Source organism: Pseudomonas sp. GW823-FHT02C05 (assembly GCF_058797595.1).
In genome coordinates this window covers 365,108-388,542 of record NZ_JBXAJU010000001.1, presented here as the reverse complement: position 1 = coordinate 388,542, position 23,435 = coordinate 365,108, and the positions used below count along the sequence as shown (strand labels likewise).

At 61.9% G+C, this 23,435-nt stretch carries 25 protein-coding genes; 14 read left to right on the top strand and 11 right to left on the bottom strand.

Annotated features, from left to right (window positions below; genetic code table 11):
• Positions 1-88: 88 nt before the first annotated feature.
• Positions 89-520 (top strand): hypothetical protein, encoded by a 432-nt coding sequence (locus tag AC1RGE_RS01900; protein ID WP_015635144.1) that lies wholly within the window; start codon positions 89-91, stop codon positions 518-520.
• A 63-nt stretch (positions 521-583) separates the two neighbouring features.
• Here AC1RGE_RS01900 and AC1RGE_RS01895 read toward each other — a convergent pair whose 3' ends face one another.
• Complete coding sequence (locus tag AC1RGE_RS01895; protein WP_011060675.1) at positions 584-1,009, bottom strand: GNAT family N-acetyltransferase; 426 nt, start codon at positions 1,007-1,009, stop codon at positions 584-586.
• A gap of 113 nt (positions 1,010-1,122) precedes the next feature.
• The gene (locus AC1RGE_RS01890; protein WP_492583140.1) at positions 1,123-1,974 is read right to left on the bottom strand and encodes a hypothetical protein; all 852 of its coding nucleotides are present in this window, start codon (positions 1,972-1,974) and stop codon (positions 1,123-1,125) included.
• Between the two features lie 213 nt (positions 1,975-2,187).
• On the opposite strand from AC1RGE_RS01890, the gene AC1RGE_RS01885 reads away from it, so the two are divergent.
• Positions 2,188-2,670, top strand: coding sequence for a GNAT family N-acetyltransferase (locus AC1RGE_RS01885; RefSeq protein WP_492583138.1), 483 nt, complete (start codon positions 2,188-2,190; stop codon positions 2,668-2,670).
• A 75-nt stretch (positions 2,671-2,745) separates the two neighbouring features.
• Here AC1RGE_RS01885 and AC1RGE_RS01880 read toward each other — a convergent pair whose 3' ends face one another.
• A complete protein-coding gene (locus AC1RGE_RS01880; RefSeq protein ID WP_026022876.1) occupies positions 2,746-3,438 on the bottom strand; it encodes a tRNA (adenine(22)-N(1))-methyltransferase in 693 nt (230 codons plus the stop codon).
• Between AC1RGE_RS01880 and AC1RGE_RS01875 the strand changes: the two genes are divergently transcribed.
• Genes AC1RGE_RS01875 through AC1RGE_RS01865 form a run of 3 tightly spaced genes read left to right on the top strand, consistent with a single transcriptional unit; the run spans position 3,391 to position 4,713 of the window.
• Positions 3,391-3,948 carry a hypothetical protein gene (locus tag AC1RGE_RS01875; protein ID WP_253278774.1) on the top strand — a complete coding sequence of 186 codons (558 nt, stop codon included), beginning with the start codon at positions 3,391-3,393 and terminating at the stop codon, positions 3,946-3,948. The two genes, AC1RGE_RS01880 and AC1RGE_RS01875, sit on opposite strands and share 48 nt — an antisense overlap.
• Before the next feature lie 52 nt (positions 3,949-4,000).
• Positions 4,001-4,216, top strand: coding sequence for a hypothetical protein (locus AC1RGE_RS01870; RefSeq protein WP_019095014.1), 216 nt, complete (start codon positions 4,001-4,003; stop codon positions 4,214-4,216).
• A gap of 14 nt (positions 4,217-4,230) precedes the next feature.
• The gene (locus AC1RGE_RS01865) at positions 4,231-4,713 is read left to right on the top strand and encodes an HIT family protein (RefSeq protein ID WP_077935005.1); all 483 of its coding nucleotides are present in this window, start codon (positions 4,231-4,233) and stop codon (positions 4,711-4,713) included.
• A 51-nt stretch (positions 4,714-4,764) separates the two neighbouring features.
• Here AC1RGE_RS01865 and AC1RGE_RS01860 read toward each other — a convergent pair whose 3' ends face one another.
• From AC1RGE_RS01860 to AC1RGE_RS01840, 5 genes are all read right to left on the bottom strand, one after another.
• Positions 4,765-5,808, bottom strand: coding sequence for a hypothetical protein (locus AC1RGE_RS01860; RefSeq protein ID WP_492583136.1), 1,044 nt, complete (start codon positions 5,806-5,808; stop codon positions 4,765-4,767).
• Between the two features lie 183 nt (positions 5,809-5,991).
• Positions 5,992-8,826 carry a TonB-dependent receptor gene (locus tag AC1RGE_RS01855; RefSeq protein WP_492583134.1) on the bottom strand — a complete coding sequence of 945 codons (2,835 nt, stop codon included), beginning with the start codon at positions 8,824-8,826 and terminating at the stop codon, positions 5,992-5,994.
• A 97-nt stretch (positions 8,827-8,923) separates the two neighbouring features.
• Positions 8,924-9,889 carry a FecR domain-containing protein gene (locus AC1RGE_RS01850; RefSeq protein WP_053157719.1) on the bottom strand — a complete coding sequence of 322 codons (966 nt, stop codon included), beginning with the start codon at positions 9,887-9,889 and terminating at the stop codon, positions 8,924-8,926.
• Entirely contained in the window at positions 9,886-10,392 is a 507-nt protein-coding gene (locus AC1RGE_RS01845; RefSeq protein ID WP_011060663.1) for a sigma-70 family RNA polymerase sigma factor, read from the bottom strand. Before AC1RGE_RS01845 ends, AC1RGE_RS01850 begins: the two co-directional genes overlap by 4 nt.
• A gap of 68 nt (positions 10,393-10,460) precedes the next feature.
• Complete coding sequence (locus tag AC1RGE_RS01840) at positions 10,461-10,901, bottom strand: Lrp/AsnC family transcriptional regulator (protein WP_011060662.1); 441 nt, start codon at positions 10,899-10,901, stop codon at positions 10,461-10,463.
• A gap of 139 nt (positions 10,902-11,040) precedes the next feature.
• Between AC1RGE_RS01840 and AC1RGE_RS01835 the strand changes: the two genes are divergently transcribed.
• The 5 genes from AC1RGE_RS01835 (at position 11,041) to AC1RGE_RS01815 (ending at position 17,205) form a co-directional block, all read left to right on the top strand.
• Entirely contained in the window at positions 11,041-14,088 is a 3,048-nt protein-coding gene (locus tag AC1RGE_RS01835; RefSeq protein WP_492583132.1) for an aminotransferase class III-fold pyridoxal phosphate-dependent enzyme, read from the top strand.
• 187 nt (positions 14,089-14,275) lie between these two features.
• Positions 14,276-15,064, top strand: a complete 789-nt coding sequence (locus AC1RGE_RS01830) for an ABC transporter substrate-binding protein (protein ID WP_011060660.1) — start codon at positions 14,276-14,278, stop codon at positions 15,062-15,064.
• 63 nt (positions 15,065-15,127) lie between these two features.
• Positions 15,128-15,775, top strand: coding sequence for an amino acid ABC transporter permease (locus AC1RGE_RS01825; RefSeq protein WP_011060659.1), 648 nt, complete (start codon positions 15,128-15,130; stop codon positions 15,773-15,775).
• 9 nt (positions 15,776-15,784) lie between these two features.
• The gene (locus AC1RGE_RS01820; RefSeq protein WP_011060658.1) at positions 15,785-16,444 is read left to right on the top strand and encodes an amino acid ABC transporter permease; all 660 of its coding nucleotides are present in this window, start codon (positions 15,785-15,787) and stop codon (positions 16,442-16,444) included.
• Positions 16,441-17,205 (top strand): amino acid ABC transporter ATP-binding protein, encoded by a 765-nt coding sequence (locus AC1RGE_RS01815; protein WP_047285775.1) that lies wholly within the window; start codon positions 16,441-16,443, stop codon positions 17,203-17,205. Before AC1RGE_RS01820 ends, AC1RGE_RS01815 begins: the two co-directional genes overlap by 4 nt.
• A 105-nt stretch (positions 17,206-17,310) precedes the next feature.
• Here the strand turns inward: AC1RGE_RS01815 and AC1RGE_RS01810 are convergent, their stop codons facing one another.
• Both AC1RGE_RS01810 and AC1RGE_RS01805 read right to left on the bottom strand, forming a co-directional pair.
• Complete coding sequence (locus AC1RGE_RS01810; RefSeq protein WP_492583130.1) at positions 17,311-18,015, bottom strand: HAD hydrolase-like protein; 705 nt, start codon at positions 18,013-18,015, stop codon at positions 17,311-17,313.
• 207 nt (positions 18,016-18,222) lie between these two features.
• Positions 18,223-18,612: a MerR family transcriptional regulator gene (locus tag AC1RGE_RS01805; protein ID WP_011060654.1), complete on the bottom strand. Its 390-nt coding sequence runs from the start codon at positions 18,610-18,612 to the stop codon at positions 18,223-18,225.
• A gap of 74 nt (positions 18,613-18,686) precedes the next feature.
• Between AC1RGE_RS01805 and AC1RGE_RS01800 the strand changes: the two genes are divergently transcribed.
• From AC1RGE_RS01800 to AC1RGE_RS01785, 4 genes are all read left to right on the top strand, one after another.
• Positions 18,687-19,757 carry an SDR family oxidoreductase gene (locus AC1RGE_RS01800; RefSeq protein ID WP_169893640.1) on the top strand — a complete coding sequence of 357 codons (1,071 nt, stop codon included), beginning with the start codon at positions 18,687-18,689 and terminating at the stop codon, positions 19,755-19,757.
• Between the two features lie 121 nt (positions 19,758-19,878).
• Positions 19,879-20,778, top strand: a complete 900-nt coding sequence (locus tag AC1RGE_RS01795; RefSeq protein WP_011060652.1) for a DMT family transporter — start codon at positions 19,879-19,881, stop codon at positions 20,776-20,778.
• A 70-nt stretch (positions 20,779-20,848) separates the two neighbouring features.
• Positions 20,849-21,508, top strand: coding sequence for a hypothetical protein (locus tag AC1RGE_RS01790; RefSeq protein ID WP_492583128.1), 660 nt, complete (start codon positions 20,849-20,851; stop codon positions 21,506-21,508).
• 113 nt (positions 21,509-21,621) lie between these two features.
• Positions 21,622-22,050, top strand: coding sequence for a hypothetical protein (locus AC1RGE_RS01785; protein ID WP_492583126.1), 429 nt, complete (start codon positions 21,622-21,624; stop codon positions 22,048-22,050).
• Between the two features lie 362 nt (positions 22,051-22,412).
• Here the strand turns inward: AC1RGE_RS01785 and AC1RGE_RS01780 are convergent, their stop codons facing one another.
• Positions 22,413-23,333, bottom strand: coding sequence for a LysR family transcriptional regulator (locus AC1RGE_RS01780; RefSeq protein ID WP_492583124.1), 921 nt, complete (start codon positions 23,331-23,333; stop codon positions 22,413-22,415).
• Between the last annotated feature and the right edge of the window lie 102 nt (positions 23,334-23,435).

Genomic DNA, 23,435 nt, shown 5'->3' with positions numbered 1-23,435 from the left:
GCCGCTGCCAACGCCGCGCTGCATCATGTGCAGGGCTCATGGCCCGGGTTTTGCTCTGCTTGGCCAGAACCCACCCAGGAGCAGTCTCATGACAGGAAGCATCTCAAACTCGACATCCCTCGTAGCCATGGGCCTCAAGGGAATCACCAGGGCGCTGGAGAATGGCACGCTGAAGTCCATGAAAATCCAGGTAGAGAATGCAACGCCGCAAATGCAGGCGAAGATCGACGCCAGTTTTCATGAATCGCAAATCTCGGACGCCAAACTGATAGCCCAATACAGAGCCAACCCCACCTGGGCGACATTCGACGACAAGAGCAACTCCGTCCAACTGCCCGATGTGCAGTCCCTGGGCAAGGACGACGCCACCCATGTGCTCAAGGGCCTGCAATACCTGATGGAAATCGGGCGCCTGGACGGCAAGACGGTCGTTGCCAAAAACGGCGGCCAGACCACCGACAGCCCCGCGCTCTATCAGGACTGGCTACTGGCGCGGATCGGCGTCGATGCCCACGCCTGAGTAGCCGCAGCCCAGGCTGCGGGAACGCGCTGCATGCGGGTTCGCCAGCCAGGGCCCGGGGGTTCAGACCAGGCGTTTGTGCAGGAAGAAACGCCGGTGCTGCGGCGGGAAATCCTCCAGCCGGCCGAATTCGCTGAAGCCATGCCGCTGATAGAACTGCGGCGCCTGAAAGTCGAAGGTATCGAGCCAGATGCCGATACAGCCCTTTTCCCGGGCCAGCTCCTCGGCCATGTTCAGCAATTGCGAGCCCGTGCCCTGGCCCCGTGTCTGCTCGGGGACCGCCAGCAGCTCGATGAACATCCAGCGATAGAAAATCTCCGCCTGCAGGCCACCGAGAATCTCACCGCTGTGCTCGTCGCGAACCACCAGGGCGATGGCCTCGGGCTTGGGATCGCCCGCCTGGGCCCGGTTGTGGGCCCGCAAGGGCTCGAGGATCGCAGCGCGCACCTCCGGCCCCGGGTTCATCAGCATGTCGATACGCGTACTCATTCGCCGTTTCCTTGGATGATGGCTGTGCCGGACCGGGGTGAAAGCGCTCCACGATCCTCCCTGGAGGATCGTGGGTTTGGCAAGGCTGCGCCACCTGGCCGTCGCTGCCGCAACTAGCGGCTGACGTACTGCTCAGTCTTGCTGTCGTAGACATAGGTGAGGTTGTCTGCGGCCGCCAGCGAACGGACCTTTCCCGGGCCCTCGAAGGTAGTGCCGCTGACCTTGACCTGCACCTGCGGCAGCGGCTCCTGGCCGGCGACGAAGCTCAGCTCACCGTCGCTGCCGATGCAGGGCATGACCGCGCCGTCGTCGCAGGCCGCGGAGTTGTCCTCGCCGGTGCGCACCTGGCCAACGTAGGACCAGACCCAGCCATCGTCTTCGGGTTTCTTGTTCGGATTGAACACCAGCATGGTGTAGCCCCTGGTGATCACCCCATTGTCGAAAGTGGCCGTGGGCACCGCCAGCAGCAGGCGGCCGTCAGCGGTACGGTGCTCAACGGCCTTGCGCTTGGTGTCCACTTCCTCGGGCTTCTCGCCGCCGCCGAAGAAGCCGATCTTGCGTTCGATGCTGCGGATGGAATAGGCCTGCTTCTGGCCTGGGTTGGTGAGTTCGAAGGTGGCATCGGCCAGCCGTACCTGAACCTCCGGCGCGGCAAAATCCTCGCCCTCGCGGGCGGCGCGGTCCCGGGTGTGCCAGACAAAGGTGGCGTAGTAGTGCTTGCCGTCGAAGTCCAGCTCCTGGCCGTACCAGAAGGTGGCGGAAACGCCGTCTTCCAGCTCCACCTCTTCATCCTGGTCCGGCACCTCGACGTTCTGCATCACCGCCAGCACTGCGCCGGGAGGGATCGGCGCACCGGCCTGGGCCAGCATCGAAGCCGCCAGCATGCACGGCGCCAGCAACCAGCCGGCCAGTCGCGCAGCCAGCCGGCCTTCCTTGTACAGACCTGTATTGCTCTTGATTTTCATCCCTGGAACATCCCTGTAGAACCGATGAGGAAACGCCGGCCACGCAAGTGGCCAATGGCATGACGCGCGATCATATAGCCAGCGTTTCATCAGCGACAAGATGCTGGCAAATGGCAAGCGCAGGCCGCCGGCAAGCGCAGCACCGGGCAAGGCACGCTTGTTCCTGCGCCAGCCTTGTGAGAGGTTGCTGCCTCACTCGACCTGAAGACCGCCATGGATATTCGACCGACGCAAACCCAGGACTGGAGGCTGTTGAAGCAAGTTCGTCTCGCCGCGCTGCAGGACGCCCCGACCGCGTTCGGGGTCAGCTACCAGAGTGCCGCCCGGTACAGTGACCAGCAGTGGCAGGAACGTGCCTCGGGCGCGACCAGCGCATTCTGGCTGGCCATCGAGGATGGCCAGCCCCTGGGAATGATCGGCGCCGCAGTCAGTGAGGCAAACCGCTACAACCTGATCGGCATGTGGGTCGCACCCGCGGCCCGTGGCTCCGGCGTGGCGGCCCGGCTGGTGGAAGCGGTGAAGTCGCGCGCACGGGAACAAGGCCATGAGCGGGTGTTCCTCGACGTCTCCCCCGCCAATGCCAGGGCCGCGAGTTTCTATCTGCGCCAGGGGTTCGCGTTCATTGATGAGTGGGAGCCTCTGCAAAGCCACCCCCACATCCAGGTGCAGACCATGCTCTGGACAGTGCAGGGCTGACTGCAACGGCCCCTTTGGCATCAGGCAAGCCGGCATGACGCGATTTGCACCCGAAAAATAGCCTTGAACTTCGATTCAGCCCAGCAACTCGCTGATCCAGCGCACCTGCCGGGCCATGTCCTGCACCTTCTCTTCGGGCACCGCCTGTGCCCGGCTGAAGTTTTCCAGGGTGCGCTGTTTCAGGCGCAGCAGGCGCTGCCATTTGGCCAGGAACGCCGGGCTGCGGGCCTGCAGTTGCAGAGGGCCGAAGTACAGCTCCCGGGGGCTGTAGCTCACCGGCCCTGTGCGCTCGGCGACGATGATTTCGTAGTCGAAACGGTTTTCCCGCAGCACCTCTTCGCACAGGATGCGGTAGCCGTTGTCCATCAGCCACTGGCGCAGGGGCTGCTCGCCCCCGTTGGGCTGCAGGATCAACCGCTCCTGGCCATTGAGGCGCGCCTTGCCGGCTTGCAGCAGGTCGCGGATGGTCTCGCCACCCATGCCGCACAGGCTGATGGCGCTGATGGCGTCGCCCGGTTCGATCGCCGCCAGGCCATCGGCTAGGCGCACGCTGACCTGCTGCTCCAGGCCGTTGTCGCGCACCGTGCGCCGGGCCGCGTGGAACGGCGTCAACGCCACCTCTCCGGCCACCGCCGCGCTGATGCTGCCGCGCAGCAGCAAGGCCACCGGCAGATAGCCGTGATCCGAGCCGATATCGGCCAGGCGTGCGCCGGTTGGTACATGCGCCGCCACGCGCGCCAGGCGCATGGACAATGTCTGCTGATTCAACTGCTGCCCCTTTTCACCACCAAGGTCCGGCACCTTGTGCCGGATCGGGGGGCGATTCTGGCGAGCAATGCCAGGCATTTCAAATTTATGCGACCGGGGCCGGGGATGCGGGTGCCGCAAAGGCCCGCTCCGGACAGGGTCGAAAGCAGCGTCCTCCATGGCGGGTTTCTGAGCGCAGGCAGACCTTCGTTGCTGGCCGCGTGCAACCTGGTCAGTGATAGACTGCGCGCCCATTGGGGAGGTGAAAAAATGCTGTGTCCGGAATGTGAACAAGGCGAAGTAACCCAGGTTCAAGTGCGGGCAACGCAGGAAATCCTGCACCTTTGCCAGGAGTGCGAGTTGCTCTGGCTCAGCGCCGAGGTCATTGGTACCGAGCCTTTCAACAGCTTCACGTCCTACATGGAGGAACTGGGTTTACCACCGCTCTGGAGCTCGCTGTATGTCCTTGAACCCGAAAAGATCACCAGCCCTCAGGCACGGAAATACCTGCGTTCGGTCGGCTCGATCTAGGTTGCTCGAGCCACAACGACGATAGCCTCCCCCACACTCAGAAGCGCAAGAGATGAACTACCAACTCTGGATGGAACCGGATGACTGCCAGACCTTCTGTCTGAGCGGCCCACAGGGAAACACCGCACGCAAACTGCTTCACCCCGACGCCCGGCTTGTGTGGGAAGTGGAAGCCCCCAGCCACTTCGAAGCAATGACCCGGTACTACGCGTACATGCAATGGGGCGAATACAAGAGCGACCTTCCCGAACAGGAGCCCATGCCTTGAACTCCGCCCAGCAGGTGGGCATAGCCCCCGAGTTCATCATTCTGCAAACCGACCATTGGGTGCTCAATCATCACCTGTCGTCCGCCCTGCCCGGCTACCTGATGCTGGGCTCGCGATCCCGGGTCAATTCACTGGCCGAGCTGCCCGAGAGCGCCCTGACGGAGTTGGGCGGCCTGCTCGCCAGGGTGCAGAAAAACCTGGAGCTGCAGCTCAAACCCAAGTGGCTGTACATCAGCCGGTTCGGCCATGCCCCCGGCTACCCCATCCATTTCCACTTTATTCCGGTGTACCCCTGGGTCGAGGAGCTGTTCTGGAGTGATCAGCGCTACCGGCTGCTTGAAACTTTCGCCCATGAGGAAAACGCCCTGTCACTGACTGACGGGGCGGAACTGACCCTGTTCATCTGGCGCGAATTCGGCGAAAACCCGCAACCGCCGGCCATTCAAGGGCCCTCCATCGAACAGGTCATCAAAGGCTTGCGCAGCTCGTTCAACTAGCAATGGCCCGTGGCGCTGCGCGCTGTTCTCCGCGCCCCAAGGCAAGCCCCCTTACCTGGCGGTTTTCTTCAGGGAAACCGGGATGCCCCACACCAGGTCTTCCATGCCGGTGTCCCCTTGCAGGCGGGTTTTCATCGGTTCGATACGCGCCAGCACCCGGCGTCCTGTGTCGTTGACATTCGCCAGCTCCTTGTCGCTGAACTTCTTGACCAGTTCCACGGGGGCCGGCCTCACGTAGACCTGGATATCCCGCAGTGCGCATTTGATGTTCTGCGGGTCGATAGCCTTGCAAGTCTTCTTGTCGTAGCTCACGGCCGGGGTTTTCAGGTGGAAGCGGTCGCTGAGCAGTATCTGGCCGGGCTGGATACTGAAGGCCAGGGGCGCGTAGGCGTCGGGGATCTGTGCCTTCAACTTGACGGACTGGACATCACGGATCTTGGTGCCTTCGGTCCAGCCGCCTTCCGACACCTGCCGGCGCGTGTTGTATTGCTGCTCTTGCCAGGCCACGCACTGGCCGGAGGCGACATGCACGGTACTGCAGACATTCTGGGTGTGGGTGGTATCCGCGTAGGAAGCGTCGCGCCAGTATTGTTCCTTGACGAACTGGCGATACAGCACCGCAGACATGTCCACCGAACCACGGGCACTGCTGGCCAGCTGGCCCTTTGCGGCGCCTACCTGGGCCAGCCTGCTGTCGATCCTGTAATCAATGCCGCCGGACATCAGGTAGGTTCCCGGCGGGACGATGTGCACTTCAAGGAAGTCCCAGAGAAATACGGTTTCCTTGATTTTCTCCAGGTCGTTATTGGCGAAGGACTGCATGTAGCCCTGGCCCGGCTGGTCCTTGTTGCTGAAGATCACGCGATGGGAATAGCTGGAGAGGTCGGTCACGCTCTTGTTGGGCATGAGCGCCGGCACCAGCACCACGGACATACCGTCCCGGGTCGCGCCATCGATGATTTCCAGGAGCTGGTTGGTCGGGTTCTGCGTGGCGCTGCCATTGAGGTCGGAACTGCCCAGCGGGGCACAGGCGCTCAAGAGCGTGACTGAAACCAGAACAGCCAGGGGGCGGAGGCGCTTTACCAGGGTCTTCATTGGATATCCTTATCTGTAACGCAGCGAGGGCCAGATCCCTTTGGCAATACCGCTCAGGTCAGGGGCGAGTGCCGGCCAATGGGGGCGAAAGCGGCCTACTTTACTGCGTCGACCCGCCGCAGTAAAAGGCCGGCGCAGCAAGGCCGCACCTTGCTGCCTGGTCCGGAAAAGGCCGCCCGCATCCTAGAACTTCGCCTGCATCCCCACCCGCAGCGTGCGCCCCGGTGCCGGCATGAAGCTCTGCGCCAGCGGGTCCAGGTAGTAGCGGTCGGTGAGGTTCTGCAGCGACACGTTGAGGCTGGCGTCTTCCTTCAGTTTGTAGTTGAGGAACAGATCGAACAGCGCCACTTCGCGGTAGTTCAGTTGCGGTGTGGTGGCGCCGGTCTGCCAGGGCTTGTCGGCGGTAACCGTGGGGCCGGAGGTGTAGGTGATGCGCGTGCCGAGGGTCAGGCTCTGGTCGAAGAAGCGCAGGCCAGTGGTCAGGTTGCCGGCAAAGCGTGGCGGGTTCTGGGTGTTGGTGTAGGAGCCCATGAAGCTGCCCGGGGTGCAGTCCGGGGTGTCGGCGGTTTTCTGGTAGGGATTGCTGGTGGCGCGCAGGGTGGCCGCGAAAGCCGCGTCGCAGGTTTCGGTCTTCAGGTAGTAGGTGGACGACAGGTCGGCAAACACCCGCCCGGCATCGTAGCGGGTCTGCAGTTCCAGGCCGCTGGTTTTGTAGCTGTCGGTGTTGCTGAAGCGCATCAGGCCCCACAGGCCCGGGCTCGGGTCGTAGTAGCGGGTGATGTAGTTCTTGATGGTGTTGTTGAAGTAGGCCAGCTTGAACGCCGCCGAGTCGTCATCCACCAGCAGGCCCTTTTGCAGGGTGCTGGCGCCGATCTCCCAGTTGCTCGAACGCTCGGGCTTGAGGCCCTTGCCGGGCATCGTCTGCTGTACGCCCTGGCTGGTTTCGAACAGCGACGGCATGCGAAAGCCCTGGGTGTACGAGGCATACACGAAGGTGTCCGGCAGCACTTCGATATTGATACCGAAGGCCGGGGCAAAGGCGCCACCGCTGTTGCTGTTCTTGCCGGAGTAGTTGTAGCCGGTGACCACCTCGCCGACCTGGGACGGATAGACCGTGGAGTCGGTGGCGCCAAAGTCGTTGTAGCGCACGCCCTCGAAGGGGAAGTTGGTGTTCTGGAAGACGATGCCGTTGTTCAGGCGCGGGTCGGTGGCGTCGGTGTACTGGCCGTTCTGGTCGGGGAACCACATCATGTTGCCGGAATTGTCGCCGTTGGAAACCCGCAGGTAGCGCAGGTCACGTTCCTCGCGACGCGCCGTGGCCGTGGGCACGTGATCCTTGCTGCGATAGTGGGTGTAGCGCCCGCCGCCCCACAGGGTGAGGCTGTCCACCGGCTTGTACTCCAGCTTGCCGTTGAAACTGAACTCCTGCCGCGAACCTTCGCGCAGCATGCGGTTGGCGTTGATATCGTCCTGGGTGGTGGCCACGCTTTTCTGCGGGCGCAGTTCCTCCAGCTGGAACGAGCTGCCCAGGTCCAGCTTCAAGTCGCCGTAGCCGGTCTCGAAACGCGAGGTATTGGCCAGGCCACCGCCCACCCGGCGATCGGCCTGGCGGCTCCAGTTGCGGTCCGAACGGTAGGCCTGGGATGCCGGCGCCGAGACGGCGGTCAACTGGCTGGTCTGCGCATCGGTCATCCACAGGTCGGCGCTCAGGTCCACCAGCGGGTTGTCTGCAGGCAGGTAGTTGTAGCGCGCGGTGTAGGTGTCGATCTGGGTGTGGCCCAGGGGGTACTGGTAGATGCCGCCAGTGCCGAAACGGAAGATGTCCGAGGGCATGATCTCGCCGATGCGTCCGTCGTAGCGCCGGTAGCCCAGGTCGAAGGTGTGGCCGTCCGCCGGGCGCAGGGTGGTCTTGAGCAGCCAGGATTCGGTCTTCGACGAGGAGTTCAGCACCTCTTCCCCGGCGTTGTAGGTGGTGGCGACGCTGGTCTCTTCATCGCCGTAACGGTCATAGGTGCGGTAGCGATCCTGGCCCTTCTTGCCGGCGAAATAGTTGCCCTGGTTGCGATGGGCATAGGCCGCCACCACATCGAAGAATTCATGGGAATAGGCGAACGCGGCACTGCCGGCCTCGGCCTCCGAGCCGAACAGCCCGCCGCGGCTCTGATGCGGCTCGGAGTACAGGTCCTGGGTCTTGGAGTGCGGATCGCGGGAGGCCGGGGCCACACCGTTGTTCCAGACATCACCCTTTAGGCGCAGGCCGATATTCTGACCGTCCTTGAGGATGTCGCCGACCCCGAGGGTGCGCATCTTCACCGTGCCGCCTATGGCACTGGAGGTCAGGCTCGGGCCCTTGTCGATGGCGATGTCGCTGATCATGTCCGGGTCGATGTAGCTGCGTTGCTGGGTCCCGGCATAACCGCGATAGACATCCAGCGCCTGCTGCGAACCGTCCACCGTCACCGCCACCCGGCTCTGGCCCTGGATGCCGCGGATGTTCACATCCAGGCCGCCGCCATTGCGGCTGTCACCGACCTGGACCCCGGGCTGGCCCTTGAGCATGTCGCCCACCGACACCACGCCAAAGCGCTGCATGTCGTCGGCAGAGATGTACACCGATGAACGCGGTGCCCGGTACACCTCTTCCTCGTCAGGATTTTCGCCCTTGACCTTCTGGGTCGGCAGCGACACCGCATCAAGGCGCAGGCGCAAGGCATAGCCGCCGTCGGCCTGGCGCACGTAGCCCAGGCCGGTGCCCGCCAGCAGCTGGTTCAAGCCCGCTTCGGTATTGAAATCCCCTTGCAGGCCCTGGCTGGTCTTGCCCGCCGTGAGCAGCGCACTGCCGGCCATGCTGATGCCCGCCTCGGCGCCAAAGCGCGACAGCACCTGGTCCAGGGGACCGGCGCCGATGCTGTAGTGGCGCTCGCCGGCAGCCAACACCACTTCACTACAGAGCGGCTGCAAACCGAGCAACAGCAGGCCGAAGGTATGGGTACGCAAGACACGAGCAGGGAAAATCATGCAGGGCTCCTAGGGATCGAAACCCACCTGTGCCGGTGGGTAATACCTGAAGGCCAAGCCAGATCGAAAAAACTATCGCGCCGGTGAAAAAAAAGTTTCAGGCCGGCACCACGGTCACCCAGTAACGGGTTCTTCGCTCAATGCGCACCGGCAAGGTATTGGCTACCAGGGCCAGGGCGGCATCGGTGTCGTCCAACTGGAAACTGCCGGTTACGCGCAGGCCCGCCACGGCTTCGCTGCAACGCAAGAAGCCCGGGCGATAGCGCGACAGCTCCGCCAGCAACTGATCCAGGCGCATGCGCTCGGCGGGCAGGATGCCGCGCATCCAGGCCTGGGCCAGAAACGTATCGATGGGGCTTGGCCGCCCTGCTCCCCGGCCATCGACTCGGGTTTGCCAGCCGGCCTGCAACGCCAGCGGTGCTGGGTGCTGCCGTGCGCTCACCTGCACCAGCCCGCGCAACACCGTCACCTGGGTGCCCAGGCGATCGTGACGCACCAGCAGGTTGGCACCACGGCTATAGAGCACCGCATCCGGGGTCGACAGTTGCAGGGATGCAGAGCCCGCCGGGGTGTCCAGGGCCAGTTCGCCCTCGATCAATTGCAGGCTGCGCTGCCGGGCGCTCAGGTCCAGGTTCACCGCACTGGCGGTGTTCAGCCATAGCGAGCCACCGTCGGCCAGGGCCCAATGGCGTCGCTCGCCGACGCCGGTGCGATAACTGGCCAGGGCTGAGCGCACCAGGGTGGAATCCGCCCCCTGCCAGGAAATGCCCCCCAACAGCCCCAGGGCCAGCAGGCACTTGAGCACCTGTCGCCGTCGCTGCGGATCGGCGCCCGCCGCTTGCAATGCCCGGCGCGCCGTGGCATCGGCCAACAGATTGGCCCCTGGCTGCAACATCAGCGGCAGGCTGCTGACCCGCTGCCACGCGTATTCATGCTCGACGCTTGCTTGCCGCCACTGCTGCAGGGCCTGATGGTCCGCGGCGCTCATCAGCCCGGACTGCATCCGCACCAGCCAATCGATGGCGTTGTCCCGCACTCGGGGATCGACCGCAGCGCCACTCATTCAAAACGGCTCGCGTAACAGACACTGAACGCCTTGCCCATGGCCCGCTGCACCTGGGCCACGGTCAGGCCCAACTGCGCAGCGATCTGCGGATAGGTCAGGCCATCGAGCTGGGACAGAAAGAAGATCTGCCGCACCCGCGACGACAACCCCACCAGCAGCGAATCCAACTGCAACAGGGTCTCGATCATCAGGTGCCGCTCCTCCGGCGAAGGCTCCTCCCCCACCGGCCGCGCCGCCAGGGCTTCCAGATAAGCCCGCTCGATCGCCTGGCGGCGCCAGCGATTGATCAGCAGGCCGTTGGCAATGGTGGCCAGGAACGCCATGGGCTGGCGCAACTCACGCACATCCTCCTGGGAGCGCAGCACCCGGATAAAGGTGTCATGGGCCAGGTCCTCGGCATCGGCACTGTGCCCCAGGCGCCGGTGCAGCCAGCCCCGCAGCCAGCCGTGATGGTTCGCATACAACTGGGCGACGGGCGAAGAGAGGCTGTGGTTGTGCATGGGAGATTCGCATTAATGATAATGCTTCTCATTTTACTGTTTCAGTGCGGGAGTTGTACAGCGGCGAATCAGGATGTCTGTCGATCGATATCGCGGCGAAGCACCACAGCCGTGGTGATGTCCTCGACGGACTCGTGACTGGCCACTGCATCCCGGACTCGGTTCAGATCATCAATGGTGCGTGATTCGATCTCGATCACCAGGTCGAGCTGGCCACTGACCGAAGAGATGCGTCGCACCTGGGAGTGCTGGGCCAGCATGTCCAGCAGGCTGATGGCCGGCGTGCGTTTCAGGCACACCAGAAACATGGCGCGAATCACGTTGGCGTCGATTTCGCCAATATCCGCCCGGTAGCCCCTGATCACGCCATTGCGCTCAAGGTTGAGGACACGCTCGCTGGTGGCGCTTCTGGACAGTCCGATTCTCGCGGCCAGGGCCTTCAGGGCAATCCGCGCTTCTTTAGACAGAATGTCCAGTATTTCGCGATCTTTCACGTCCAGGTCGCGCATCAAGACTCCTCACTTTGACTATCGAATTTGTGCCGGTCGATTCCGACAATATGCAGGCCAACACCGACCGCATACCTACTGCCGTCAAGGATTTCGCATGCCAAGCTAACTGAAAACAATAACTTGGAAAACCATTACCATGACCAACCTTTCCCATCCCGCCCCGCAGTTCTCGCCCCGCGATGCCGAACAACTGGCCGAGCAGCTTTTCAATGTCGTCGCCACGGCCTCGCCCCTGGATGGCGAGCGCGACTGCAACTACCGGTTGAACACTGCAAGCGATGCGGGGTGGATTCTGAAGGTGGTCAATTCGAGTGAACCGCGTGCTGAAAGCGAGCTGCAGACGGCCATCCTCAGCCACCTCGCCAGCTACAACCCCGAGCTTGCCGTGCCGCAGCTGAAGAAGAGCCTTGCCGGTGGCTTCCTCGCCTCGGCCGTGGCGCCCTCCGGTGAAACCCATGCGGTGCGCCTGGTGAGCTGGCTGCACGGCACTCCCCTGGCCGAGGTCAAGCGCACCTTCGCCCTCATGCGCAGCCTGGGCCAATCGTTCGCCGACATGGATCGTGCGTTGCAGGGCTTCATGCATCCCGGTGCGGTGCGCGACCTGGACTGGGACCTGCGGCACGCCGCGCGCTCCAGATCGCGCCTGCATTTCGTCAAGGACCCTGGCCGACGCGCCATTCTGGAGCGCTTCATTTCCGCGTTCGAAAACACCGTGCAACCCAGGCTTGCGCGGTTGCGCACGCAGGTCATTCACAATGACGGCAATGACTGGAACATCCTCGTCGACCCGCAGACTCATCAGCAGGTCTCGGGCATCATCGACTTTGGCGATGCCGTGCATACGGTGCTGATTGCCGAAGTCGCCATCACCTGCGCCTACTCCATTCTCGACATGGAGGACCCCATCGGCGCGGCCGCCGCCCTCACCGCCGGCTTCCACGAGCGCTACCCGCTTCAGCCGCAAGAACTGGACGTGCTGTTCAACCTGATCGCCATGCGCCTGGTCATCAGCGTCACCTTGTCGGCCTCGCGCCACGAGCAGACCCAGGACAACCCTTACCTGGCCATCAGCGAAGCCCCGGCCTGGCGCCTGCTGGAAAAAATGGACCGCATGAACCCGCGCCTGGCGACGGCGATCCTGCGCAAGGCCTGCGGTTATGACGCGATAGAAGGTGCCGGGGCGGTTCGCCGCTGGGTGGATGAAAACCGCCACGCCTTCGCGGACATCGTGCATCCGGCGGCGGCGACCCTGAACAAGGCCATTGTGCCGTTCGCCGATGCCGCCCATGTGCTGACGGTCGCCTCCGCCGAGCAGCGTCCGGCAGAGGCGGCGAAATGGTGGAACGATTTCGCGGCTGAACATCAAGTGCCACTGGGCATCGGCCCCTGGGGCGAAGAACGGACCATCTACACCGATGCGGCATTTGAATCGCGCTTCATTGCAGGGCAACGTCGGATCATTCACCTGGGCGTCGACTTGATCATGCCGGCCGGAACGCCGCTGTACACACCGCTTGCCGGCGTAGTGCGCAGCGTCGAGGTCGAGCGTGAACCGCTGGGCTATGGCGGCTTGATCATGCTTGAGCATTCGCCTGAGGGCTGCCCGCCGTTCCTGACCCTGTGGGGGCACATGGCCCACGAAGCGCTGACCCGCCTCAAGCCCGGGGACCGTCTTGAGGCGGGTGCCCTGGTGGGCCACATGGGCGCGGACACGGAAAACGGCGGCTGGCTGCCCCATGTGCATTTCCAGATGTCCACCGACACCCAGTTGCAAGCGAGCGAGTTCATCGGCGTCGGTGAGCGCGCCTACCTTGAGGTGTGGGCCGACCTGTTCCCGGATGCATCGACCCTGGCCGGAATCCCTGCGGAAACCTACAGCCAGGAAGGCAGAAGCAAAGCAGAGATCGTGGCCAAGCGTAAACAACTGCTGCTGCCCAATTTGTCGATTTCCTACTCGGACCCGATCAAGTTCGTACGCGGTGATGGGGTCTGGTTGATAGACAACTTTGGCCGGGCCTACCTGGACTGCTTCAACAACGTCTGCCATCTGGGCCACTCCCATCCCGATGTGGTGCAGGCCCTGGCGCGCCAGGCTTCACGCCTGAACACCAACACCCGTTACCTGCACGACAACATCGTCGAGTACGCCGAGCGGCTCACCGCGACTTTGCCCGAAGGCCTGGCGGTGGCCTCCTTCGGCTGTTCAGGCAGCGGAGCCAATAGCCTGATGCTGCGCATGGCGCGCAATCACACCGGGCGCAACGATGCCATCGTGCTGGACTGGGCCTACCACGGCACCACCCAGGAGCTGATCGATCTGAGCCCCTACAAGTACAAGCGCAAGGCCGGCAAAGGCCGTGCAGAACACGTATTCGAGGCGGCGGTGCCGGATGCCTACCGCGCTGCGGATCACTGGCCATTCGAGGAGCTGGGCAAGCGTTTCGCGCAAAGTGTCGCCGAGCAGATCGATAGCATGCGCAAGCAGGGCCGGGCCCCGGCGTTCTTTCTCGCGGAGTCCATTCCCAGCGTCGCCGGGCAACTGTTTTTCCCGGAAAACTACTTGCAGGAAGTCTATGCAATGGTGCGTGCCGAGGGCGGCCTGTGCCTGGCCGATGAAGTCCAGGTCGGCTTTGGTCGAGTGGGCAGCCACTGGTGGGCCTTTGAAACCCAGGGCGTGGTGCCCGATGCGGTGTCCATGGGCAAACCCATTGGCAACGGGCACCCGATGTCGGCAGTGGTGACCACCCGCGAAATCGCCGACAGCTTCAACAATGGCATGGAGTACTTCAACACCTTCGCCGGCAACCCGGTTTCCTGTGCCGTGGGGCTCAGCGTTCTCGATGTGATTGAACGCGACAACCTGAAACTCAACGCACTGACGGTGGGCAACTATTTGCTCGATGGCTTTCGCACGCTGCAGCAGCGCTACGATGCCATTGGCGACGTACGCGGCCTGGGGCTGTTCCTCGGGATTGAACTGGTCACCGATCGCAAGAGCAAGGCTCCCGCTACGCAACTGGCCAGAAAGGTCGCCGATGGTGCCCGGGAGCGCGGGATTCTGATCGGCACCGAAGGCCCCTACGACAACGTACTGAAAATGCGCCCCTCGATGATTTTCAGCCAGAAGAACGCCGACTTCCTGCTTGAGGTCCTGGACGAAAGCTTCAAGGCGGCACTGCGCTAGAGCATCAGGATCGAGGCCACAGTGCTCCAAACCGGGCTGGCCGACATAGTGTCGGCCAACTCCGGCAATGTGTCCGGCACGCGGACACCTTGCCGGGTGCTTTGCGCAATGACCTGTGCAAAGCTTTTCCCGAGCCAGGGTGAAGAGCCCACAACAAAAAATAATAATTCTTCAAAGGTGCCATCCCATGCTAACCAGAACGCTCAAGGGTCTGCTTGCCGCATCCACCGTCGCCGCCGCGGCGCTCCTCTGCCCCGCAGCCGCTCAGGCTGATGACTTGCAATCGATCCGGGAATCCAGAGAAATCCGCATCGCCATGAGCGGGCAATACTCGCCCTTCAGCTTTGCCAACGAGCAGAACCAGATCGTCGGCTTCGACGCCTCCATCAGCGAAGCCCTGGCCCAGCGGCTTGGGGTGAAGGTCAGCATTGTCACCACGCCCTTCGACGGGATCATTGCCGGGCTCCTGGCCAAGAAATACGACGCCATCATCGCCTCCATGACCATCACCCCTGAACGCCTGAGGGCCGTGGATTTCGTCGGCCCCTACTACCACGCCGGCCGCACCATCGTGGTGAAGGAAGACTCGCCGATCAACAGCCTGGCTGACCTGAAGGATGTGACGGTGGGCGTCACCCTCGGCGATGCCCACGACAAATGGGCCAGGGCGCGCGGCAACCTGAAGGTCAAGACCTACAAAGGGCTTCCCGAGATGCTGGTCGACCTGGAAGCCGGGCGCCTCGACGCGCTGGTGATGGACAGCGTTCCGGTACTGGTGGCCGTCAAGGAAACCGGGCAGAAAGTGCGCATCATCACGCCACCCGACAGTGACGGTGGGGTTGAAGGCATGGGCATTGCGCTGCGCAAGAACAACCCCGAGCTCAAGGCGGCGATGCAGCAGGCACTGAACGACATGCTCGCCGATGGCAGCTACGAAAAGATCTCGATGAAGTGGATCGGCAAGGACATTCGCTGACTCCTCTTCAGCCTGGCTCGACCTGGGGTCGGGCCAGTCAACCTGACCTTTTCGAGCCTGCCCATGGATCTGACACTCATACAGCGCACCCTGCCGTTTTTTCTGGAGGCGGCCTGGGTCACGGTGCACGTTTCGCTACTGGCACTGCTGCTGGGCCTGCTGGTCGCCATCGTGCTGGTGGCGGCCCGGCTGTCCGGCTTTTTCCTGCTTCGCTGCCTGGCCAGGGTCTACATCAGCGTTTTTCGCGGCACGCCCTGCCTGGTCCAACTCTTCCTCCTCTACTTTGGCGGCCCGCAGATCGGCCTTGAGCTGGAGCCGTTTTCCGCTGGCGTCATCGGCCTGGGCCTGAACATCGCGGCCTACATGGCCGAATCCATTCGCGGCGCCATCAGCAACGTCGATCCCGGCCAGGTCGAAGCGGCCCGCTCAATCGGTTTCGGCAAGGGCCAGACCCTGTGGCTGATCACCCTGCCGCAAACCGCCAAGCTGATGATCAGGCCACTGGGGGTCAATGCGGTCGCGCTGATCAAGGGCTCGGCCCTGGTGTCGACCATCTCGGTGGTGGAACTCTCCTATACAGCGCAGCGCTTTATCAGCTCCACCTACAAGCCATTCGAGATCTTCATGGTGTCGGCCATTTTGTATATCGCCATGGTCTACACGGTCAGATTGCTGGTTGACCACCTCGACAAACGCTTCGCGGCAAAGTGAGACGCGTCAATGCAAAGCCTCGATCTCAGTATCCTCACCCCCTATTCCGAGCTGCTGGCAACCGGACTCTGGTGGACCATCGTCTTGTTCCTCTGCTCCAGCGTATTGAGCCTGATGGCGGGCATAGCCTTCGCCCTTATCGTGCTCTACACCCCCAAACTGGTATCCCTTCCCATACGCTTCATGACCTGGCTGCTGATGGGCACGCCCCTGCTGCTTCAGCTGTACCTGATCTATTACGGCCTGGTGCAAGTGGGGATCGATATCCCGGCATTGATGGCTGGCATCATCGGCCTGAGCCTGCACTTCGCCGTCTACAACGCCGACGTCATTCGTGCCGGGGTCCTGTCGGTCGATCCGGGGCAGATTGAAGGCGCGCGCTCCATTGGCCTGAGCCGCAGCCAGGCTCAGCGCTACGTGATTGTGCCGCAAGCCCTGCGCAGTACCCTGGCGCCCCTGGGCAACAACCTGATCGTGCTCCTGAAGGACACCTCCCTGGTGTCGATCATCGGCATTGCCGAACTGGTCTACAGCGCCCAGCGCGCCGTGAGCGAGACCTATAGCCCGTTCGAGTTCTATCTGGCCGTCGCGGTGATTTATTACGCGGTCAATCTTGTCCTGGAAGCCGGCCTGCACCTTCTTGAAACCAAGGTAGAGATGTCACGATGACCACAGAAAAGCTCATGGTTGAAGTCAAGGGTGCGCGCAAGGCTTATGGCGCGCTTGAAGTGCTCAAAGGCATCGATCTGTCTGTCTCGCGCGGGCAGATCATCGCCATCATCGGCCCCAGTGGTTCGGGTAAAAGCACCCTGCTGCGCTCCATCAATCACCTGGAAGTGCTGAACGAGGGGGAGATCTGGCTGGAAGGCGAACACGTCAACCGCCCCTTGAAAGGTCGAGCCTTTGAACAGCACATCAATAGCGTGCGCCAGCAGATGGGCATGGTGTTCCAGCACTTCAACCTGTTCCCGCACCTGACCGTGCATGAAAACATCGCCCTAGGCCCGATCAAGCTCAAAGGGCTGACCAGGCCAGCCGCTCGCGAGCTGGCCATGGAGTACCTGTCGAAGGTCGGCCTGGCCAACAAGTTCGACGAGTACCCTTCTCGCCTGTCCGGCGGGCAGAAACAGCGCGTGGCCATTGCCAGGGCCCTGGCGATGCGCCCCAAGGTCATGCTGTTCGATGAAGCCACCTCGGCGCTGGACCCCGAGCTGGTGGAAGAGGTCAACCAGGTCATGAAGCAACTCGCCGCCGAACACATGACCATGTTGATCGTCACCCATGAAATGCGCTTTGCCGGCGAAGTGGCGGACCGGATCATCTTCATGGACGGTGGCGTGGTGGTCGAGGAAGGCGCGCCACAAGAGATCCTGCAAAACCCCACTCACGAACGAACCCGGTCGTTCCTGAAAAAGCATTTGCACGCCTAGATGAGTTGTGCGCGCTAGTCGAAGGTGCTGTTGCGCCAGGCGGCGCGCTCAGAGAGGATTTTCGAGCGGCAGTACGGGGTTTGCTGATCGCGGCTCCAACTGCTTTCATCCAGGCGCTGACCCTTGCACCCAACCGAGGCGACGGAGCTGACATAGACCACGCGCCGCACAGCCGCCTCCCAGCCTATTTCGCACATAGCCGCCGAACTCGCTCACATCGGCGAACCACTCTTGGGGCTGAAGACGGTGGAATGCATCGTATGCTCCATATCCCCAGGCCACCGCGCCAAAGGCGATACCGGCAGTCGCCGCGGCTTCACCATCCATAGGCTGGTCGCCGATGTAGATAACCTGTTCTCGCTCGACATCGAACCGGCGCATGACACGGCGCAAGCGAGACGCCTTGCCGAAAATGGAGACGCCGCACTCGAGGGCCCGGATATGTCGACAACTGGCGCCCAAGATGTGCGTGATGTTCTCTCGCGAGTTGGAAGACACCACCGCCAGAATCAGTCCCTTCTCATCAAGATGACTCAGGGTCTGGGCAATGTTGTCAAACAGTGGGATCGCGCTTTGATGCTTCTTCATCAGGCCCATGAAGGTTCGCGCCACCATGGGCAACTTCCAGCGGGGCATTCCCAGATGGGCCATGATCTCGCGCGCCCCTAGCTTGCGCAGACAGTCCAACTCTTGTGGGTGAATCCGACTGAATGCGTGCCTGTCAGCAACCTGGTTAAACACTGAAACAAAGAACGGAAAGGAATCAGCGAGCGTGCCGTCAAAGTCGAAAATGACAAGTCGGTACGACATGTAAAAGTGCTTTCCTGTAGTGATAGCAGTCGACTCCTGGCAACTGCCTGCGCGAGGCAATCAACTCACCTGATTGAATGCGCGCTGAACGCCAACAAGCCCTGCCGAGCCTGATTCTGAGTTCATGCTCGCCACTGGCTCTTTGAACTTCAGCCTCAAACAGCGGGCCGCGGACTCGATGGTTTCCCTTCTTCAGTCGCTGAGCGTTCAGATGGAAGCGTTGTTCAGCCGCTGCAGCTCAAGTTGCTCGGCAGCACTGGCTTCGAGCTTTGCACGCTCTTCATCCAGATACCGATAAATGCTCTGGAAGTTGGCGATTTTCTGTTTGATCTCTGCCATTTTCTTTTCAATGAGCTTGGCGCCCTCGGCACAGTCGATCAGCTTGTTGCGCTGCGCATTCAGAATCTCGCCTATTTCCCCCAGGGAAAACCCCATGCTTTGCGCGCGCTGGATAAAGTCCAGGTCCTGCAGAGTTTGCTCTGTGTAAACACGATAGTTGTTCGTTCGCCGCAGCGATGAGATCAGGCCGATTTGCTCGTAGTAACGCAGCGTATGGCGGCTGGCGCCGCTACGGGCCTCGATTTCGCCAATTTTCATGAAAACACCGCTTGACCATAGAGTTGGGTCGATAGTTTACGCTTGATTTCTCACCGTCAACAAGGAACAGGGAAATGAGTGTGGAGTGCTTTGTCACCGGGGGTACCGGCTTCATCGGTCAACATTTGCTGGCGCACTTGAGTGCAAAAGGTCACACCGTTCGAGTGTTGATGCGTCGCCCCGAGCGGCTTGCTGCGCTGCGCGAGCAAGTCGAGCATTTGGGCGGGTGTGGCACCCGGGTATTGGCCGTGGCTGGCGATCTGGAACGGGACAACCTCGGGCTGAGTCCTGCCGACCGAGAACTGCTGAGGCACGCCAGAATCGTATTCCACCTGGGCGCCCACTTCGCTTGGGGGCTTTCCCTGGCGCAGTCTCGTGCGGTGAACGTGGCAGGGGCCAAGCGCGTGGCACTGCTGGCGGCTGAGCAAAACAGCCGGTTAGTGATGATCGGCGGCTACATGCTGAAAAACCATGAACATCTGCGACGCATCGGCATTGATCCTCGCCATCCGCAGCGGACCGATTGGCCTGCGGTCTACCGGCAGGTCGGTGGTTACGAGACGAGCAAGCTGGAAGCGCATTTTGCGACCCTGGAAACCATGTCCGCCAAGGGCGGAGAACTGACCGTTGTCCACCCGGCGACGGTGTGCGGCCACAGCCGCACGGGGCATATCCTCGACGGCCAGCCACTGGTGGCGCTGATACGTAACCTGGTACAGGGAAAGCTGGCGGCCGTGCCCGGGACTGCCCAGCACTGGCTGCCACTGGTCACCGTGGATTACCTGGTTGAGCTGATGGCGGCCTGTGCCTTTGATCCGGCCATGGCCGGCCAGGAACTGCTGGCGCTGGATGCGCAAACACCCAACTTGCGAGAACTGTTGGTACAGGTGGCCCAACCCTTGGGCTTGAAGTCTCCCAAGCATCACGTTTCGCTCCGGCTGCTGAAGTGGCTGCTGAGCATTCCTCCGGTCGCGCGATTGATGAATACCCAACCCGAAGCCTTGGACTTTATCCAGACCACGCGTTTTGATACCGCGGCCGTCGAGCAATTTGCCAACAGGCATGCAATCGCCAAACCGGATATACGCCAGTCTCTGCGGCACACTGCAACCTTCGTCAACGCTCATTGCATGGCAAAGCGCTAGCCGCTGACTGCTCCCTTCAGGGCGACACAACGCTCAGCCCTGATTGGAGGGACGTTGCGCAGGCAAGTGATGTAGAGCGGTATTCTATCGAACAATAATTCAGCGACAGGAATCGTCATCCATGCCATCCACTTTCAGCAAAGGCGTTCTATTTGCACTCTGCGCTGCGGCACTGAACGCAACGATCGGTGTACTCAGCAAAATTCTCATGAGTGTTGGCTTCACCGCGAGCAGTGTCGCTGTCATCAAGACCCTGCTGGGTTGTGCACTGCTATCGATCTTGCTGCTTTTCCTCAAGCGCCCGGCGACATCGAGCCAATGGATCCAGGCGGCTATCTGCGCTTTTCTCGGCATCTTCGTGCTGTTCCATTTCGAGACGTCCGCCTATCGACACTACGCGGCGGCCGGCGTGGTGGTGGTTCTGATGGCCAGTGCGTCCATTTCCTCGATCATCCTGGGGCGCATCTTCCTCAAGGACGCCATCACCGCGAACGCCAGCGTTGGCGCCGCCTTGGCCATCGCTGGGATCTCGGTGATCTTCGGCGGCGACCTGCAGCAGGGCTTTAGCCTGCAAGGTGCTGCGCTTGCCTCCGTGGCCGGCTGCGGCTATGGGGCCTTTTCGGTTGCCATGAAGCGCATGGGGGTATCGGGAGGGCTGCACTTCACCCGCCAATTGTTGTTGTTCGGCGGCCTGTACCTGCTGATGCCGGCGGCAGCCGACGGCTTCACGATGGGCGAACTGTCGCCACTGGCGATCGCCACCCTGCTGGCGCTGGCCACGTTGCCGACCATCCTGGGCTTCTTCTGCACCACCAAGGCCATCGAGTACCTCAAGCCATCCCAAGTGCAAGCGCTGGAGCTGACCGAGCCACTGTTCGCCGCGCTGCTGGCGTTTGTCGCGCTCAATGAAGTTCCGCGCGACAGCCTGTATGCAGGAGCGGCACTGATCATTCTTGGCCTGTGTTTCTCCAATGAACTGATCCGCTTGGGCAGCAAGGCATCCGTGCCTTCGATCGAATGAGCTATTCTCGCCCCCGAATCCGCCTGAAGATGACCACGGGCACTGATCGCACCATTGAAAGGACTCTGCCATGAACAAGCTGATCTATAGCCTTTTTGCCTCGACACTGGTCCTGTCTGTTGACGTCGCCCATGCCGCTTCCGTGGCCGAAGTCTTCACCGGTGACATGCTGGGCACCAATCAGCGTTACTTTGAATCCATCGCCGGAATCCCTCGGGAATCCTTCGGCGATGAGCACAAGTTCAAAGTCCAGGGTTGCGACATCACCGCCACGGTAGAGGGCGGCAAAGTCAGCAAACTGCGCATGGAGCTGACGCCCAAATGCCAGGCCGACCTGACCCAGTTCGTCGGCACCTACGCCCCGGCGCCAGGCAACCCCCTCACCGTCGGCGCCTTTACCCAGTCGTCCGGTGGCGGCCTGAGCTACAGCGCCAGTTGCCTGAGCATGTGCGGCAACGCCGCCGACCCTTCGGTCTATGCCCACTGGGAAGGCCCTCATGCCGTAGATTTCAAGGAAGTGCTGCTGGAGGTGGTGCTGGCCTCGGATGCCGCGCTCAACGCCGCAGATCAGTGGGAATCGCAGATGCGCAAAGCAGAGGGCGAAGACTACGTGATGGAGACACGCTTCAACTGCGACCAGAAATACGACGCCGCCGCGCAGAAGGCCTTTGAGAAAGTGCAGGTCAGCGCGGTCACCATCGGCACCGGGCTCAAAGCGTCCGGTTGCTGACATTCAGCACGAGAAGCCACACAGCAGTCGGAAGTGGATAACGACCGGCTGCGACACTGCCGTCTCCACTCTCAACCCACGCCCCCCGCCAAAAATACGCCCAAAGGATGGAGATGAAATTCTGGCCCTTCCATGCAGGCACGCGCCGGCCATGGTACGTAAAGCTGCTCTGGATACCGCTGCTGTTTGGGCTGGTCACTCATTGGGACTTCGCGTTGCCAAGGGTGAATGTTCACTACTCCCAAGCCGGCCGTGATGAACTCAGGTACATCTGGAATGTCCAGGATCGGATTGATAAAGGAGGAATGCTTCCCGGAGGCGGCGCAACCGATCATGGCGCGCTCTTCCCGGACGACGAGTTCTTCATGGAATTTTCGTGGTGGAGCAAGAGTTCCGGGCGCAATCATTGCGTCAGCATCACCCCGCAATGGCCCACTACCCATATCTACCTGAACGCCGACGGCGACATCGACAGGCAAGAAAAGAGCGGAACCGATGTGCGCCGGTTGGCAGAGTGTCAATGGGACAAGGCCAAGCCTTAGGTCGATGTCAGGAGCCGAGCGGCAACGCCAGCCTGCGTGACGGGCTTGTAGCGGGTCGGCGCAATGGGGTTACCGCTGTGTACGGGGCATTGGCGAGTTCCATGGGAAACAGTTCTTCAGCGTCGTCGAACGACCAGATGGATCCCGCAGAGAGAGGGAGCCTATGCCCCGCGTTTTTTGTCCGCGATGCGCCGTCGCTGACTTGCGGTGATGCGTCGAGCTGTAGCGCGGTATCGGCGGGAGGGCCGCCTGCAAACCAGAGACTGCGGGGTTTATCGTTGCAAAAAGCAGACGGTGATGAGCTTGTGAGTGGCTGCCCCCGGCCACAAGTCGGCGCGCCAGCCACTGCGCTTTTTGTAGCATCAACCCAGTAACGACCGTTTCTCCAGAAGAAAGTCGATCAGCACCCGCACCTTGGCGGGCATATGCGTGCGGGTCGGCGCATAGAGATAGAAACCAGAGAAAGGCTGGCACCACGGCTGCAACACCCTGACTAACTCGCCCGACGCCAACTGCTCGCGCACACAGATGTCGAGGTACTTGATCAACCCCACTCCCTGCATAGCCGCCCTCAACATGCTCTCGTCGTCGTTAAACACGGCGCTGCCGCGTGGCTCGAATACCTGGGTGTGGGCCTCGCTATCTGGCGAGGTGAACGACCAGCGATCGATGGTGCCGCTGCTGGTGAAGCGATAGGCCAGGCAGTTGTGCTGTACAAGATCAGCCGGAGTCTGCGGCATGCCGTAGCGCTCAAAGTAAGTCGGCGAACCCACGACTGCCATCTCGATACGCGGGGTGATGGGCACAGCCATCATATGTTCGTCCAGGCTCTCGCCCAGGCGTATTCCCACGTCGGCACCACCCGCGATGATGTTGGCGAAGCCGTCATTGAGCACCAGCTCCAGACGCAACCCTGGGTAGCGGGCGAGGAACTCGCCCAGGTAGGGCTCCAGCAGGTTACGCGCGGCGATGCGCGAGGTGTTCACCCGGATCAACCCGCTCGGTGCGGACTGTACCTCGCCCAGTTCGGCCACTGCCGTATCGATGGTCTTCAACGCCGGAGCCACAGCGTCGAACAGCCGCTGGCCTTCCTCGGTCAGCGACATATCGCGCGTGGTGCGGTGCAGCAGCCGCACATTGAGCTGCTGCTCCAGACTCTTGAGATGCTGGGAGAGTGCCGCGCGGGACATTTCCATTTCGGTCGCGGCCTTGGTGAAGCTGCGATGGCGGGCGATATGGACGAACCAGGCCAGGGCGGGAAGCATGGAGGGGGTAATCGACATTTTGTTAAGTAATCCGAACGAGTCATGTTGATTCTTGCATATTTTTCTAGCACAAAACTCGGCCTAGCATGCATCCATCGAGCGACCCACCGGCGCTCAGCA